15 protein-coding genes and 1 pseudogene are annotated in these 15,460 nt (G+C 65.4%); 4 read left to right on the top strand and 12 right to left on the bottom strand.

Annotated elements, in window-relative coordinates; genetic code table 11:
• The first annotated feature begins 77 nt into the window (after window positions 1-77).
• From A5622_RS11170 to A5622_RS11160, 3 genes are all read left to right on the top strand, one after another.
• Entirely contained in the window at window positions 78-1,349 is a 1,272-nt protein-coding gene (locus A5622_RS11170; protein ID WP_066878513.1) for a glycosyltransferase, read from the top strand.
• Between the two features lie 314 nt (window positions 1,350-1,663).
• The gene (locus tag A5622_RS11165) at window positions 1,664-2,695 is read left to right on the top strand and encodes a fused (3R)-hydroxyacyl-ACP dehydratase subunits HadA/HadB (protein ID WP_066873359.1); all 1,032 of its coding nucleotides are present in this window, start codon (window positions 1,664-1,666) and stop codon (window positions 2,693-2,695) included.
• An 86-nt stretch (window positions 2,696-2,781) separates the two neighbouring features.
• Entirely contained in the window at window positions 2,782-2,997 is a 216-nt protein-coding gene (locus tag A5622_RS11160) for a DUF3072 domain-containing protein (protein ID WP_066878509.1), read from the top strand.
• A gap of 18 nt (window positions 2,998-3,015) precedes the next feature.
• Here A5622_RS11160 and A5622_RS11155 read toward each other — a convergent pair whose 3' ends face one another.
• The 4 genes and pseudogenes from A5622_RS11155 to A5622_RS28130 all read right to left on the bottom strand — a co-directional run bounded on the left by A5622_RS11155 (window position 3,016) and on the right by A5622_RS28130 (window position 6,629).
• Complete coding sequence (locus tag A5622_RS11155) at window positions 3,016-3,960, bottom strand: alpha/beta fold hydrolase (RefSeq protein ID WP_066878507.1); 945 nt, start codon at window positions 3,958-3,960, stop codon at window positions 3,016-3,018.
• A 271-nt stretch (window positions 3,961-4,231) separates the two neighbouring features.
• Window positions 4,232-4,465, bottom strand: a complete 234-nt coding sequence (locus A5622_RS11150; protein WP_066878504.1) for a hypothetical protein — start codon at window positions 4,463-4,465, stop codon at window positions 4,232-4,234.
• Between the two features lie 1,047 nt (window positions 4,466-5,512).
• Window positions 5,513-6,051 (bottom strand): annotated as a pseudogene (locus A5622_RS11145) (type 1 glutamine amidotransferase domain-containing protein); the annotation flags it as partial.
• Window positions 6,052-6,107: 56 nt separating this feature from the next.
• The gene (locus A5622_RS28130) at window positions 6,108-6,629 is read right to left on the bottom strand and encodes a low temperature requirement protein A (protein WP_232002938.1); all 522 of its coding nucleotides are present in this window, start codon (window positions 6,627-6,629) and stop codon (window positions 6,108-6,110) included.
• Between the two features lie 49 nt (window positions 6,630-6,678).
• Here A5622_RS28130 and A5622_RS11135 point away from each other — a divergent pair, with 49 nt between their 5' ends.
• On the top strand, window positions 6,679-6,951 hold the full coding sequence (locus A5622_RS11135) for an ANTAR domain-containing protein (protein WP_066873340.1): 273 nt from the start codon (window positions 6,679-6,681) through the stop codon (window positions 6,949-6,951).
• A 171-nt stretch (window positions 6,952-7,122) separates the two neighbouring features.
• On the opposite strand, the gene dnaB is transcribed toward A5622_RS11135, so the two are convergent.
• From dnaB to A5622_RS11095, 8 genes are all read right to left on the bottom strand, one after another.
• Complete coding sequence (gene dnaB, locus A5622_RS11130; RefSeq protein ID WP_007771724.1) at window positions 7,123-8,499, bottom strand: replicative DNA helicase; 1,377 nt, start codon at window positions 8,497-8,499, stop codon at window positions 7,123-7,125.
• A 530-nt stretch (window positions 8,500-9,029) separates the two neighbouring features.
• A complete protein-coding gene (gene rplI / locus A5622_RS11125; protein WP_066873329.1) occupies window positions 9,030-9,488 on the bottom strand; it encodes a 50S ribosomal protein L9 in 459 nt (152 codons plus the stop codon).
• A 30-nt stretch (window positions 9,489-9,518) separates the two neighbouring features.
• The gene (gene rpsR / locus A5622_RS11120) at window positions 9,519-9,773 is read right to left on the bottom strand and encodes a 30S ribosomal protein S18 (protein ID WP_003874730.1); all 255 of its coding nucleotides are present in this window, start codon (window positions 9,771-9,773) and stop codon (window positions 9,519-9,521) included.
• Window positions 9,774-9,816: 43 nt separating this feature from the next.
• Window positions 9,817-10,335 (bottom strand): single-stranded DNA-binding protein, encoded by a 519-nt coding sequence (locus tag A5622_RS11115; RefSeq protein ID WP_066873326.1) that lies wholly within the window; start codon window positions 10,333-10,335, stop codon window positions 9,817-9,819.
• A 102-nt stretch (window positions 10,336-10,437) separates the two neighbouring features.
• Window positions 10,438-10,728, bottom strand: a complete 291-nt coding sequence (gene rpsF, locus A5622_RS11110) for a 30S ribosomal protein S6 (protein ID WP_007771721.1) — start codon at window positions 10,726-10,728, stop codon at window positions 10,438-10,440.
• A 133-nt stretch (window positions 10,729-10,861) separates the two neighbouring features.
• A complete protein-coding gene (locus A5622_RS11105; RefSeq protein WP_066873323.1) occupies window positions 10,862-11,503 on the bottom strand; it encodes a DJ-1/PfpI family protein in 642 nt (213 codons plus the stop codon).
• A gap of 52 nt (window positions 11,504-11,555) precedes the next feature.
• Window positions 11,556-13,211, bottom strand: coding sequence for a glycosyltransferase family 87 protein (locus tag A5622_RS11100; RefSeq protein WP_066878502.1), 1,656 nt, complete (start codon window positions 13,209-13,211; stop codon window positions 11,556-11,558).
• The coding region (locus A5622_RS11095; protein ID WP_232002937.1) for a transglycosylase domain-containing protein at window positions 13,208-15,460 on the bottom strand (2,253 nt) is incomplete at its 5' end. The genes A5622_RS11095 and A5622_RS11100, both read right to left, overlap by 4 nt.

The raw sequence follows: 15,460 nt of genomic DNA, 5'->3' as shown, positions 1-15,460 counted from the left end.
CGCAGGTCTGGGCCGAGGGCGTGGGCCGCCGCTTGCAATCCGACGATGCGCCAGGGAATCGAACAGTCATGACCGCGATGAAGTTTGTGCTGGCAAATTGGGGAACGCGTGGCGAGGTCGAGCCGTACCTAACGATCGGCCGTGAATTGGTTCGCCGCGGGCATGACGTGAGTATGGCCGTCGCTCCCGAAATGGTCGATTTCGTCGAGTCAGTCGGACCCGCTGGGGTCGCCTATGGGCCAGAGTTGAAAGCCGTCCTGGACCCGCACCGCGACTACTGGACGTATTGGTTCGGCAACCCGTGGAAAATCCGGAAATTGGACCGGATGTGGCGAGAGGTGGTGCAACCTCTTACCGAGTGCCGAGCGGAGGTCAGCAGGACGCTGACGGCTCTAGCAGATGGAGCCGACCTCCTGCTTACCGGCATGAACTATGAAGACACGGCCGCGAACGTCGCGGAGTACTGCGGCATTCCGCTCGCCACGTTGCATCACTTCCCGTGGCGGCCCAACGGCAGGCTCGTGCCCTTCCTGCCGGCACCGGTGGGCCGAGTCGGCATGAGCTTCTACGACTGGTTGTTGTGGCGTGGATCGAAGTCGGCCGATGACGCGCAGCGGCGCGAACTCGGATTGCCCAAGACAGCAAGTCCTTGGACGCGACGAATCGCCGAACACGGATCGCTGGAAATTCAGGCATACGACGACGTGATTTTCCCGGGCCTGGCGGCCGAATGGGCGCGATGGAAGCATCAACGGCCCTTCGTGGGCGCACTGACGATGGAGTTGCCGACGAGCGCCGACGACGAGGTCGCATCGTGGGCTTCTGCCGGCACACCGCCGATTTTCTTCGGCTTCGGCAGCATGCCGGTGCAATCTCCGTCCGACACGGTCGAGATGATCAGCGGCGCATGCGCCCAGTTGGGTGAGCGGGCACTGATTTGCGCCGGCTGGAGCGACTTTGCCGACGTCCCGCATGTTGACCATGTCAAGGTGGTGCACGCGGTCAACTACGCATCCATTTTTCCCCTCTGCCGCGCCGTCGTGCACCACGGCGGCTCGGGCACCACGGCGGCAGGTCTGCGCGCCGGGATCCCCGCGCTGATCCTCTCCGTCGACGTCAACCAGATCCTCTGGGGAGCTCAGGTTAAACGGCGCCTCAAGGTGGGCACGCACCGCCGCCTGTCGGCCACTAGCCGGCGATCGCTCGTCGCGGACCTGCAACGGATCTTGGCGCCGGAGTATGCAATCCGCGCCCGCGAACTTGCCGGCCGGATGACTGCAGCCGCCCAAAGCGTCGCGACAGCCGCAGATCTCGCCGAAGACTTCGCCAGTTCGAGGCGGTTGACCTAGTTGCCGGCGGAGCGTCTGGCGCCTCTTACGGCCTGTGGGGCTCTCAAACCCGAGACGGATGATGGCCATGCCCCTGCGGTGTCGCAGAATTCTCAGCAAAATGGGGGACGGATTTTTCTCATCTCCGTGGCGGATCGGCGGCACACTGTGGCTGAACGACGTCGAGTGTCGACGGCCTCGGCCAGGGTCGGCCAGCGGTAACACACTCGGACAATCTTGTCATCCGCGTTGCGGCCTTCGGTGGCCTGATGTCGCCGGGTTAGTGTGCGTAGGTCGGCTTCCGTGAACAGGCCGACAGAAAAGTTGAGCAATCCATGACAGCAGCAACCGAAGCGTCGGCACTCGAAGCGCGGGTCGGCCACTACTACCGGATCGAAGACACTTACCAGGTCGGCCGCGAGAAACTACGCGAGTTCGCCCGCGCCGTGCAGGACTATCACCCTGCGCACTGGAAACTCGACGCCGCCGCTGAACTGGGATATCCGGACCTGGTGGCGCCGCTGACGTTCACGTCGGCCCCGGCCATGGCCGCCAATCGGCATTTGTTCGAATCGGTGGTCATCGGTTACGAGATGTACCTGCAGACCGAAGAAGTCTTCGAGCAGCACCGCCCGATCGTGGCCGGAGACGAACTGCACGTTGACGTCGAACTGTCATCGGTGCGCAGGATCGCCGGCAGAGACTTGATCACCGTGACCAACACGTTCACCGATACGGCCGGCGAGCGGGTGCACACCCTGCACACCACCGTCGTGGGCGTCACCGCCGAGGATGTCGATCCGGCGATCAGAAGCGTCGCGGAAAAGGTGATGATGCACGATGTGAACCTCGCCGGCATCGACTACTCCGAGGAGGACTACCAGAAGACGGTGCGCCCGGCGGACGAGGTTCGGATCGCCCACGCAGGCACCACCCGCACCCCGGGAACGCCGTCCTTCGATGACGTGAAGGTCGGCGACGAGTTACCGGTCCACCACGCGCGACTGTCGCGCGGCGACCTGGTGAACTACTCCGGGGTGGCCTGCGACGCCAACCCGCTCCATTGGGACGAGAACCTCGCCAAACTGGCGGGCCAGCCCGACGTGATCGCCCACGGAATGCTCACCATGGCGTTGGGTGCCGGATTCGGCTCGGCATGGTCAGGCGATCCCGGTGCGGTGACCCGCTACGCGGTGCGGCTGTCACAGCCCGTGGTCGTGTCGGCCACCGAGGGTGCCGACATCGAGTACAGCGGCCGGATCAAATCACTGGACCCGGAAACCCGCAGCGGAGTCGTGCTCGTCGGCGCGAAGTCGGCTGGCCGCAAGATATTTGGCCTGGCGACGTTGAACATCCGTTTCCGCTGACGCGGCTCAGACCACTAAATTCGCTGAGCGGATATGTTTCGAACACATGTGCGACGGCTATTACGTCCGTCGGAGGTGATCGAGACATGAGCGACGAGTTGCAACAGGCGCCGAACGAGACGGCGGAAAAGGACACAGCCGACTGGGTCACGGGCGACGAGCCGATGACGGGACCGCAGCGGAGCTACTTGCAAACGCTGGCGCAGGAGGCAGGGCGTGAGGTCCCGAATGATCTGACCAAGGCCCAGGCATCCGACCTGATAGAAGAGCTGCAGCAGCATACCGGGCGCGGCGGTAGATGACCGCGGTCGCAGCTGAACTCAGCCCGCTTGGTCGCCGATGAACTCTAGCCCGGCCCGAATAGCCGGGCGATGGCGCAGGATTCGGTAATGAGCCAGTCGACCGAGCCCCCGCGTGGTCAGTAATCGTGCGCCTTGCCATGACAATGCGAGCCGCTCACTCGCGGCATAAGGGCTGTCCGGGTCGTCGGGATCATGGATGAGAAGCAGCGGCGGGTAATTGGCTCGTTGACCGATCCGCGTCATGTTCGTGTCGTGCAACGGCATGCCGATTCGTTTTTCCAGACGGCGTTGCAGGCCGGCGCGGATCCGGCGACCGAAGCCGTGCCGTGCGGCGAACAGGTCAAGATAGAGACGGAAATCGCCCATGGGCGCCAAGAAGACCAAACGCCCAACAGGTGCGCCCTGCGCCGCCGCCAACGCAGTCGCGTTCGCGCCGAGTGAGTGAGCCACCACCGCGTGGGCGGGCCCGTGGGTTTCGATCATCGCCGCAACGGCGTCGGCGCACTCGATGGCAGTGGTACGCCCGGGCGCAAGGGCACCCGGGTCAGATTCGTTGTGGCTAGGCAAGTCGAATGCGATGACGCGATACCCAGCCTCCACCAGCGGTTTGACGAACACTGCCAAATGCGCGCGCTGCCCGCCCCAACCATGTACCAGATATATCGGTGTCCCCTCGCCCCATTCCTCACCAGCTATCCGATGCCCATCCCAATAAGCTTCCAGCGGCCTGCCCGGGGACACACCTGGTGGCATGCGCAGGTCCGACTCGAGAACCGGTGGGGTGCACCATAACTCGACTGCCCACCGCGATCCCAAAGAGGGCGCCAACCGCTCGAGCAGCCAAAAAAGTCGGCGCACTCGGGCAGCGACCGGGGGAAGGACTCCGGAGCCGACGATATCGAGCGGGGCGAGCTCGCCAGGCTGTGCTTGCGGCGACGCCGGTCCTGGTGCTCCTCCGGTCATGAATCGCGATCATAGGTAGGCAACACGCACCGACTATAGCTGCGCTACACCGTCTGGACTCGAGCGGACAAGTCCTCAGCCGGCGGGCTCATGCACAAGCGATGTCGCCTGTGGATGGCAGTGCGCGCTACTTCGGCTTACCTGCTGCTCCGATTGACGAAAGGTAGTCACTACGACGCGCGGGCGGCTGGCCGCGATCTTCCATGAAGGCGCGAAACCGCTCCAGAAGCGTTGGCCCGCAGCGCGATCCGTGCTTGATGGGGCGGTGATCTCAATAGGACCAGGGGTAGACAAACAGCGGCCCGGTGATGCCGGATGTGAGGAACCATGCCACTGCGCACAAGATCAGTAGCTGGATCGCCCAAATCAACAAATGGGTCCGGTGCGCCGAATGCAACTCGAACCGGATGACGGTGTTGAGCCTGGCGAGATCGCCGGCACTCAGGAACACCTTTCCCGTCCCGACCCTGAGCATGTAGCCGCTCGTCTCGCTGGGAACATCCACGCGGACGAGATGGATTCGATTCCCATCGCCGTCTCGCAGGCCGATGAGGCTGGTTAGCTCCGAGTGTCCCACAGTATGCCCACTTAGCTTGCGTTCTGGCCGCCTGCTGTTGGAAACCTCACGCTACTCCGCGTGGCAATTGCGCACAATACTCTGTCCCACAAGCAATTTCGTTGCACTGATGTTGTTCACTAGCACGCGTTCCGAGTGGCCTTGCACGCGGTGGCCTGCTGATCTTCGCGGCAAAACGCCAGCTCAAGCCGATTTAGCTTCGATCTTTAGTTCTCAGCCTGCACGACGGATAATGATCGCTCTACCTCGGGGTTTGCCGGGTTTTCACCGAAGTGGCGGACGCGCACCCGATGAACTTCTTGGACACCGCATCGACGGCTCACGATTCGACCCGTGCGGCCGCAGCGGCCGCTGCTGCCTCGGACGCAAGACGATTCCGCGAGTACGCCCGCGCCCTGTTCGAATATCAGCCGCCCGAGGGCGGCCCCGGCCTGACAGATGACGAGCTCATCATTCTCGGACGGACCATCGGCATCACGGATCCCTCCTTTGCCAGTGAGATCCAGGAGGGCACTTCAGTGCCTGCACGACCCGACCGGTCGGGTGTCGCGCTGACCTGTTTGTCGGGAAGACATCGAAGACGCCGGACAAGAGCGCGCTGAACCGAACTCCGAACGAGCGATTGCCAAGTTCCATTTTCGCTACATCGTTGAGCCACCGCCGAGTGGGACGGCATAACGCGCCGAGGTTCGTTATTACCGTCAGGCACAAGGCGATTCGCTTTATCTGCAGTCACCCGGGCATGCGGCGACGCTGGCAGCGCGCCTAGGGTAGCGCTGGCGTTGTTCTCTAGTTCTTGATGGAAACCCGTCTCCGTAGGGGTGACGCCAGGGCGGCCGCGACCACACCGGTCAGTGCCGCCGCCGAGGGTTTCGGTGACCAGCGCAAGGCGGACACGGCCCAGCCGAGCGGCTTGTCGAGCTGCGGATCCGAGCCGTTATGGTTCGTGACCGTCTGCGAGTGATTCTTCGGCTCGGCGAAGATGTCGAGCATCGCCGGCAAGAACGCCTTCATGTCCTGTGGCCCCCGACTCGTGACGAGGTTGCGGTCACGCACGACCTCGCGGTCGAGCCAGTCGGCGCCGGCGTTCACCAGGTCATCGCGGATTCCCGGCCAGGAGATCAGGGTGCGCCCATTGAGCAATCCTGCCGACGCAAGCACCCACGGACCGTGACACAACGTGACGATCGGCTTGGCCCCGTGGTCGAACGCGCGGACAAAATCCCGCGCCGCCGCCGACTGCCGCAGCAGGTCGGGGTTGATGAAGCCGCCCGGAAGCAGCAGTCCGTCGTAGGCGCCGGGGTCGGCCTCGGTGACAACCTTGTCCACGCCGACTCGGCTGGCCGGCATGTGCAGATTCACCCGCGGATGCGACCGGGGCGCAGCGACACAACATCGACCTTCGCGCCGGCCAATTGCAACGCGCGCAACGGAATTACCAGTTCCACTTTCTCGAAGCCGTCGGCTGCCAACACAGCTATTTTTCGGCCCGAAAGGCGTCGTGCCTGTGACATCGTGCTCTCCTGTCGGTTATGGCGCTTTAAGCGCCGGTTTACCTGTGTCTCGGCCCTCAACGTGCCTGTCCTGCTACGGCCGGACCGATCCGGGGGCGCCGCCACAACTCCCAGACCAACCGGCAAGCTCCGATGCCGGCGAGCAGGCCGAGCGCTGCGAGGGCGGGCATATGCAATAAGGCAGGCAGGGTCGCCGCCGCGGCTACTCCGGTGACGGCGCGGTCGGCCGGCGCCTGCCCGTGGTCGCGCCACCGGTAGGCGACGTCAGCGAAGTAGAACAGTGCCATGCCGCCGGCCAGTGCGATCGCGGACAGCAACGGCAGCCGGTGAGTGGCGTGCTCGATGGTGGCGTGCGCTCCGACAGCGAACAGCATGATGCCGGCGACCAGGGGTAGGTGCAGGTAGCTATAGGCGTCACGGGCAAGATGGGCCCGCCCATCGGCGACGCGCTCGACGGCTGGCCGCGGGCGCGCGGGGAAGGGCTCGGTCGCTGACCACGCGGCTTTGGTTCGAGTGGGTTGTATCGACGCATATCTGTGTCTCGTCGTTCCCAGAGCACGCGAATAGGACTCCCTCACCGGGGTAGTCCCGCGCCTGGGGCGGGCTGGCGTAGTGAGGTGAGCGGCGATGAACTGCGGTGAGTATTCGGATGCACGGATCTTTGATGTCGCCAAAGGCGTACTGATTGCGAAGCTAGGCTGCAGCCTCGACGAGGCGTTAGCCGAATTGGTCAGAGTCGCGGAACGTCACCACGTCGGGGTGCTGGCGCTGGCGCGGGCATTGGTGTATCTGGCGTCACCTGCTCTTCAACACGACCGCGATGACGATGCGGCTCAAGCAGCCATCGCCGAGTTCGGCGAACTGTTTTCGGCTCACCGCCATCGGGTTGCCGGACCCTGAAGAGGTTTGCGACAGTCGCCCCGCGCTCACAAGGGCCGGGGACGCAGTAAGGGCCACTTTCAGGCGAGCCAACTGGCTAAACTCTTGCCGATGGCTGGCTAGTGCAGACGTTCGATGCCTGCGTAGATTTCGACCCTTGGTTTCGAACAGTTTGTGCGCACCCCGTTACCCCTACCGCGCCATGTTGGTGAACCGCGACAAGTGCAGCTGGTGCGCGACGGTCACCGTCTTGGTGGGGCCGTTGCGGTGCTTGGCGAGAATGAAATCCGCCTCTCCCCCGCGCGGGTCGTCGCGCTCGAACGCGTCGGGCCGGTTCAGCAAGATCACCATGTCCGCATCCTGCTCGAGCGATCCCGACTCACGAAGGTCCGACAACATCGGCTTCTTGTCTGTGCGCTGTTCGGGACCGCGGTTGAGCTGGCTGATCGCAACGACCGGCACCTCGAGCTCCTTGGCCAAAAGCTTGAGATGACGCGAGAATTCGGACACCTCGAGTTGCCGCGACTCGACCTTCTTGCCGGACGACATCAGTTGCAGATAATCGACCACGACCAGACGCAGGTCGGATTTCTGCCGCAGCCGGCGCGCCTTGGCCCGGATCTCCATCATCGTCAGGTTCGGCGAGTCGTCGATATACAGTGGCGCCTCGCTGATTTCGCTCATCCGCCGCGCCAGCCGCGTCCAGTCTTCGTCGCTCATGCGGCCCGACCGCATGTCGGCGAGCTTGATCTTCGCCTCCGCTGACAGCAGCCGCATGACGATCTCGGACTTGCTCATCTCCAGCGAGAAGATCACGCTGGCCATGCGGTGCTTGATCGAGCACGACCGCAGAAAATCCAATCCAAGGGTGCTTTTGCCCACTCCAGGTCGAGCCGCCACGATGATCATCTGCCCGGCATGCAGGCCGTTGGTCACCTCGTCGAGCTCGGTGAAACCGGTCGGCACGCCGCGCGCGACGCCACCGTTGGAGGCGATGGCGTCGATCTCGTCCATCGTCGGCTGCAGCAGATCCTCGAGTGGAACGAAATCCTCCGACGTCCGCCGCTCGGCGACCTCATAGATCTCTGCCTGTGCGCGGTCGACCACCTCGGCCACGTCGGCTCCTTCGGCGCCCGCGTAACCGTATTGCACCACCCGGGTGCCCGCCTCCACGAGCCGCCGCAGGAGCGCCTTCTCGGCCACGATGGTCGCGTAGTAACTCGCGTTGGCCGCTGTCGGTACCGTCGAGATCAGCGTGTGCAGATACGGCGCTCCGCCGATCCGCCGCAGCAGGTTGCGGCGGTCCAGCTCCGCGGCGACGGTCACCGCGTCGGCCGGCTCGCCCCGGCCGTAGAGGTCCAAGATCGCGTCGTAGACGTTCTGGTGGGCGGGGCGGTAGAAGTCGCCGGGCCGTAGCCGTTCGAGCACGTCGGCGATGGCGTCCTTGCTCAGCAGCATGCCGCCCAGCACCGCCTGCTCGGCCGCCAGGTCCTGCGGTGGCTGGCGCCCGAAGTCTTCGCTAGGCGGCGAAGAATCCATGCCCGACGCCAAGTCATCGACGACCGCCACGGATTCCCTCCTCCCCTGGTTCACGCACCCGAACATACATTCGATAATCGATCGTGAGCGTAAGTCAAGGTGCTGACAACTGCGCCTCATGGCACCCGCACGCCCGGCGCCGGGACGACGTTAAACGTTGCTGACTAGGACGCAAAGGGGGTGCTGTTTATGAAGCTGTGCATCGTGTGTGCATATCCGTCGACACCTGTGTTGAGCGGGGTGTGGAGAACCTGTGGATTAATGCAAAGGGCTGGGACATCGGTGCAGATACCGGCCATACAACGCCATTGAATTCGTGTGGACAAGAATCTCTACGGCGTGTCGTCGCAGGTTACTGCCCCGGGCGTGTTGGCTTTCCGCCACATTTTCCCAGCGTTACGGGCTGGTAAAGCGCGCTGCCCCGATACACCCCAGAAATAGTTCGCCAGGGAGCACGTCCGCGACGCTGGCTACCAAGGGGCGCGCCGCTGCCCGCAGCACAACGAAGCCCGGCGGCAGCCGATCATGGCCACCGCCGGGTACGAGCAAACGTCGGGTGCTTAGCTCTGCGCGACGACCTCGAGCGCGACTTCCACGTCGACCTCGGGGTGCAGGTGCACCGCCACCGGGTGGGTCCCGACGGCCTTGATATGCGACTTGGGCAGCCGCACGATCCGCTTGTCCAGGTTGGGGCCGCCGGCCTTCTTGATGGCGGCGACGACATCGCTGGCGGTCACCGAGCCGAACAGCTTGCCGGAATCGGCCGCGGTCTTCACCGGCAGCGAGACCGGGCCGAGCGCCTCGATCGCCGTCTTGAGTTCGTTGGCGTGCCCGAGGTCGCGCACCGCCTTGGTTTCCCGCGCGCGGCGGATATCGTCGGCCTGCTTCTGCGCGCCGCGCGAGGCCACGATGGCCAGGCCGCGCGGGAGCAGGAAGTTGCGGCCGTAACCGTCCTTGACCTCGACCGTGTCGCCGACGGCACCAAGATGGTCGACGTCAGCCGTCAGAATCAGCTTCATCGTTTCGTACTTTCGGTAGGCCCTCGGCGGCTATCGCGCCGAGGAGGTGAAGGGCAGCAGCGCCACCTCGCGGGCATTCTTCACCGCGATGGCGATGTCACGCTGGTGCTGCACACAGTTGCCGGTGACGCGACGCGCACGGATCTTGCCGCGCTCGCTGATGTAGGTACGCAGCAGCGCGGTGTCCTTGTAATCGATCGCTTGATCCTTCTTGGCGCAGAAGACACATTTGCGTGCCTTGACCGGCTTTTCCGGAGCCGGCCGCCGCTTGTTGGACTTGGCCATGTCTGTTTTTCTTTCCGTTCTCTATTACTGAAGTTTTCTCGAATCAGAAGGGCGGTTCGTCGTCTCCGCCACCGAACGAGCCCGATGCGGGCGCGCTGCCCCACGGGTCGTCAGCGGGAGCGCTGCTCGCCGGCGCCGACTGCTGGCGTGATCCGCCGCCGCCACCACCGCCGAAGCCGCCGCCGCCACCACCGCTGCGGCTGGCCTTGTTGACCTTGGCCGTGGCGTACCGCAGCGAGGGGCCGATCTCGTCGACCTCCACCTCGACGACGGTGCGCTTCTCGCCCTCACGGGTCTCGAAAGAGCGTTGCTTGAGCCGGCCCGTGACGATCACCCGGGCACCACGCGTCAGGCTTTCCGCGACATTCTCGGCGGCTTCCCGCCAGATGTTGCATCGCAGGAACAGCGCCTCACCGTCTTTCCATTCCCCGCTCTGCCGGTCATAGATCCGGGGGGTCGACGCCACCGTGAAGTTGGCGACGGCGGCACCCGACGGCGTGAACCGCAATTCGGGGTCGGCGGTCAGGTTTCCGACAACGGTGATAGTGGTGTCACCAGCCACAAGTTCCTCCTCGTTCCGCCCTGCTACTCGCTTCCACGACGGTGGTCCTCGCTGAGCCTACGCAAGTCCACCGACGGTGGGCCCACGACGCGACCACTGCTGTTAGTGCTTGTCGGTGCGCATCACCTTGGTGCGCAGTACCGACTCGTTGAGGCTCAGCTGGCGGTCGAGCTCGGATACCGTCGCCGGCTCGGCCTTCAGGTCGACGACGACGTAGATGCCTTCGGCGTGCTTGGCGATCTCGTAGGCCAGCCGGCGGCGGCCCCAGATGTCGACCTTGTCGACGGATCCACCATCCTTGCGGACGACGTTGAGGAACGTCTCCAAGGACGGGGCAACGGTGCGCTCGTCGAGCGTGGGGTCAAGAATGACCATGATTTCGTATGGACGCATGGAAACCTCACCACCTCCTCTGGTCTCAAGCGGCCACGGGCGATCCGTGGCAGGAGGGTCGCCTGCGTCGGCAACCGCATCAGGCTACCGGATACGGGGCTGACCAGAAAAATCCGGACAGTCGGGCAACCCGCTATCGCCGGGCGGCCAAGTATTCGTCGGCCCTGGCCACCGTCGCGGGGTCGGCCTTGGCGAGCGCGCCCGAGTCGAACGGCGGCTGCGGGTCGTATTCGATCAGCAGCTGAGCGGCCCGTGCGGCCTCGCGATCGACGACCAGTTCCACCAGACGTAGCGCCATGTCGATGCCGGAGGAGACCCCCGCGGCGGTGATGATCCGCTGCGGCAGGTGTTCAACGACTCGTTGCGGCACGTAGCGGGCGCCCAAGCCGTTGAGGAGGTCGGCGGCCCGCCAATGCGTGGTGGCCGTGAGCCCGTCCAGCAGGCCGGCCGCAGCGAGCAGCAGGGCACCGGTGCACACCGAGGTGGTGAACCGGGTGTTGGGGTGTACCGCTTGCAGCCAGGTCCGGATGGTCTCGTCGTGGATGAGCTGTCGGGTGCCGATGCCGCCGGGGAACACCACCACGTCGGGTGCGTCCACGTCGTCGAAGGTGGCGTCGCAGCTGACACCGAGCATGCCGTTCTCGGTCCGCACCTCACCGCGGTGGTGCCCGACGAACACGACGTCGATGGACGGGATGCGTTGCAGCACTTCGTATGGACCGACCGCGTCGAGAGCGGTGAATCGCGGGAAGATGGGGATGGCAACCTGCGTCATGGCGCCACTCCTTCGACCCCGGCTGCGCCGGGATCGTCGTCGTCGGCGCGGGTCACGGCGCCCCGCTCGCCACTGGGGCCTGCTCGTCGGCGTGCTCGGCTGCCGGGACGGCCGAGCGGCGCGACCCCGGCGGCCGCAGCCAGTCGGGCAACCAACCGGGCGGGTCGTCGGGTGCGCGGTCGAACGGTCCGCCCGCGGGATCGTCCACCCGCCCGCCCCACCGCACCAAATCCTCACCGGGCCGGTAGATCTGACGAATTACTAACGCGCACAACACGATAACCGCAATATCGCGGAGCAGCACGGTGGTAGTGAAGAACTGTTCGGGCAGGGAACGATTGGGGTTGCCGTACAGGTAATACATCCGCGGCACCCACACCAGCGCATCGACGGTCATCCACGCAAGCAGCAGCCGGCGATGCGGCAGGGCGAGCACCGCCAGCGGCACCAGCCACAGCGAGAACTGCGGGCTCCACACCTTGTTAGTCAGCAGGAACGCCGCGACCACCAAAAACGCCAGCTGCGCCACCCGTGGCCGTTGCGGGGCGGTCAACACGACGAATGCGATTGCCGCACAACAGGCCACGAACAGCACGGCGACCACGCTGTTGAGCACCGTCGGCGGCTGCCAGAATCCGAGTTTGGAATCGAACCCCCGCCACCCGGTGAACGACTTGATGACGTTGTACAACGAGTCCATGTCGTCGCCGCGCCGCGTGTTGAGCCGGAAGAACTCCGACCACCCGCGCGGAAAGAACACCAGCACCGGCAGATTCACCAACAGCCAGGTCACCCCGGCCGACACGGCGGTACGGACCCACGCGCGCAGCCGTCCGGTCCGGATTCCCAGCAGCAGCATGGGGCCCAAAAACAGCAACGGGTACAGCTTGGCCGCGGCGCCCAATCCGATCAGTACGCCCGCCAGCACCGGCTTTCGTCGCGCCCACGCCAGCAGGCCGGCCATCGCGAATGCTGTTGCCAGCGCGTCGAAATTGGTGAAGATCTGAAAAATCAGGATGGGCGAACCCGCCACCAAGGCGGCATCCCAGATCCGGCGCCCGGCCAGGCCCGCGCTCGCCCAGACGGTGGCCAGCCAGGCCAGCGCCAGCCCGAACGCGGCGATGTTGAAGAACATCACCACCTCGGCGACCACCGGCAGCGGGGCGAGTTTGCTCAACGCCGTGTAGGTCTTGGCCAGGGCCATCGACACGTACTGATAGATCCCGGTCAGCACCGGATACTCCATGTAGCGCACCGCAGGCCGGCCGTCGTAACGGATCTGCTTGGCGCCGGTGGAGTCGGTCTCGACCCAGCTCGACTTGTACGGAAACTTGCCCTGGCTCAGCAACTCTGCGCCGTAGAGCGGCACGGTGTCGGAGTAGCACAACTCGTAGTAGGCGCGTTGGTTGTCCCAGTTGGCCACCCGCTGATCGGCGGTGCCGGTACCGGTGCTTTGCAGACACGCGGCCTTCGTCGACCAACCCAACGCCAAGAAGACCAGCGCGATCAGGAACATCACCCGCAGCGGGGTCATCAGCCGGGAGCGGCCGATCAGCGCGTGCCGGCCCACCGGGCCACCGACGACGTCGGCGAGTGCGGCGCCCAGGAAATCGTTGCGACTCGGGCAATCTCGGTTGTCGGCGCTGCGCAGATCCGCGGCCAGCCGCTGCGGTGAAGTGGTGGCGCCGTGCTCCGCGGCGTCGGTCACGGTGGCGGCGCGGGTGCTTGGGGTCCACCCGGCGGGACGCCGCCACCCGGCGCGCCACCAAACGGCGCGCCACCAAACGGGCCCCCGGCCGGACCGCCCGGCTCGGGACCACCCGGCGGGCCACCGCCGGGTGCTGGTGGCGCCGCGGTGATCGTCGTGGGCGGGCCGACCGGGATGGTGATGCCGGGCGCCACTTCGATGGTGGGCTGAATGACGGTCTCCGACGGCGGCGGGGGCGGGGGCGGCGCGACGGGCACACCGGCGTAGCCGCCGATCTCGGTCGGCTTGGGGAAGGACTCGTTGGAGGTGCCCTTGAGGGCGCCGTCCATGGTGGCCTTCCAGATGTCCGACGGCAGCCCCGAGCCGTAAACCGGTGCGCCCGAGGCGGTTACCAGCGGACTGTCGCCCTTGGCCGTGCCCACCCACACCGCGGTCGACAGCGACGGTGTGTAGCCGACCATCCAGGCGTCCTTGTTGGAGCTGGTGTCGCCGAGCTGGGTGGTGCCGGTCTTGGCGGCCGAGGGCCTACCGCCGGCCAGGGCGTGGCCGCGGGAATAGGCGGCGATCGGCGCCATGGCCGCGGTGACGTTGTCGGCGACGGCCTTGGGGATCCGCTGCTCGTCCTTATTGTCGGAGTTTGCCGCGTCGAAGAGGACCTGGCCGTCGGAGTTGACGACCTTCTGCACGAAGTGCGGGCGGTGATACACCCCGGAGGCCGCGAGCGTGGCATAGGCCGAGGCCATGTCGAACACCCGGGTTTGGTACTGGCCCAGCACGATCCCGTTGTTCGGTGGGCCGCCCTTGCCGTCCTCGGACAGGGTGTGGTCCACGCCGGGGAAGCTGGTCGCGACGCCGGCCTGGTGCGCGGCGTCGGCGACGGCCTGCGGCCCGCCCTTGAGCTTGAGCATCAGCCGGTAGTAGGACGTGTTCAACGACATCTTCAGCGCCTGGGCGAGGTTACAGGTCCCGCAGCTCTCGCCCTCGACGTTGGTGATCTTGATGCCATCGACCGTCAGCGGCGAGCTGTCGACCTGATAGCCCAGCCCGATGCCCTGCTCGAGCGCGGCCACCAGCGCGAACACCTTGAACGACGATCCCGTCTGCAGCCCAGCCTGAGCGAAGTCGAACCCGTTGGCGTCGGTGCCGCCGAAGTACGCACGGATGGCGCCGTCGTGCGGGTCGACCGAGACCGCGGCCGAACGCATATCGGGATCCTGGCCGTCGAGGTATTTCGACACCGCCTTCTCCGCGGCCTGCTGGGCCTTCGGATCGATGGTGGTGGTGACCTGCAGGCCCTGGGTGTTCAGGGTCCGCTCGTCGATGTTGAACAGCTCCATCAGCTCTTTGGTCACCTGACGCTCGATCAGCCCGTTGGGTCCGGTCGTCTGGTTCTGCGCGCGCGCCTGATCCGGCGGCACGGTCGGCGGGAACACCTGCGCGGAACGGTCATTGGACGACAGTGCCTTGGTTTCCACCATGCCGTCGAGCACCCACGCCCAGCGGGCCCGGGCGCCCTGCGGATCGACCGCCGGGTCGAGCGTGGACGGCCGCCGGATGAGCGCGGCCAGCAGCGCGCCCTCGGAGACCGTGAGCTGCTCGACGGGTTTGTTGAAGTAGGCCTTGGCGGCGGCCGAAATTCCGTAGGCGCCCCGGCCGAAGTAGATGATGTTCAGATAGGCCTGCAGGACATCGTCTTTCGACCACTCCCCGGACATCTTGGTGGCGATGACCAATTCCTTGGCCTTGCGCATCAGGCCGCTGACCCCGTGCTGAGCCGAACCCACCAGCGCGTTCTTCACGTACTGCTGGGTGATGGTCGACCCGCCCTGCAGGTCGCCGCTGCCGAAGAGGTTGTTGTTCACCGCGCGCACGAAACCGGCGAAATCGAACCCCGGGTTCGAGTAGAAGTTGCGGTCCTCGGCGGCGATCACCGCCTGGCGCACATGCACCGGAACTTGGCTGATGTTGACGTCGACCCGATTGCCTTCGGGCGGAATGATCTTGGCGATCTCCGAGCCGTCGCTGGCCAGGATGGTCGAAACCTGGTTGGTACGAAGGTCACCCGGCTTGGGAATGTCGACGATGAAGTACGCCATCGCGAACGTGACGATCGGCAAGAGCACCAGTACCGCCGCGCACAGGTAGGCCCCGCGCCGCACCCACAGCCAGTTGATCTGCTCAATGGAGGTGTACCGCAGGCCGTAGCGGGCTTTGGCGGTCTGGTAGGCGTCGAGGTCGGAGTCGCGGAT

Origin of the sequence: Mycobacterium sp. 1245801.1 (assembly GCF_001673055.1) — a bacterium.
GTDB classification, from domain to species: Bacteria; Actinomycetota; Actinomycetes; order Mycobacteriales; family Mycobacteriaceae; genus Mycobacterium; species Mycobacterium europaeum_A.
This window is presented reverse-complemented; position numbering and strand designations above follow the sequence as displayed.

Coding starts and splice junctions, on each gene's coding strand:
- A5622_RS11170 (WP_066878513.1), top strand. CDS start 78: ATGAAGTTTGTGCTGGCAAATTGGGGAACGCGTGGCGAGGTCGAGCCG.
- rpsF (WP_007771721.1), bottom strand. CDS start 10,728: ATGCGTCCATACGAAATCATGGTCATTCTTGACCCCACGCTCGACGAG.
- rpsR (WP_003874730.1), bottom strand. CDS start 9,773: ATGGCCAAGTCCAACAAGCGGCGGCCGGCTCCGGAAAAGCCGGTCAAG.
- A5622_RS11155 (WP_066878507.1), bottom strand. CDS start 3,960: ATGACCGGAGGAGCACCAGGACCGGCGTCGCCGCAAGCACAGCCTGGC.
- A5622_RS11135 (WP_066873340.1), top strand. CDS start 6,679: ATGAACTGCGGTGAGTATTCGGATGCACGGATCTTTGATGTCGCCAAA.
- A5622_RS11105 (WP_066873323.1), bottom strand. CDS start 11,503: ATGACGCAGGTTGCCATCCCCATCTTCCCGCGATTCACCGCTCTCGAC.
- A5622_RS11165 (WP_066873359.1), top strand. CDS start 1,664: ATGACAGCAGCAACCGAAGCGTCGGCACTCGAAGCGCGGGTCGGCCAC.
- A5622_RS11160 (WP_066878509.1), top strand. CDS start 2,782: ATGAGCGACGAGTTGCAACAGGCGCCGAACGAGACGGCGGAAAAGGAC.
- rplI (WP_066873329.1), bottom strand. CDS start 9,488: ATGAAGCTGATTCTGACGGCTGACGTCGACCATCTTGGTGCCGTCGGC.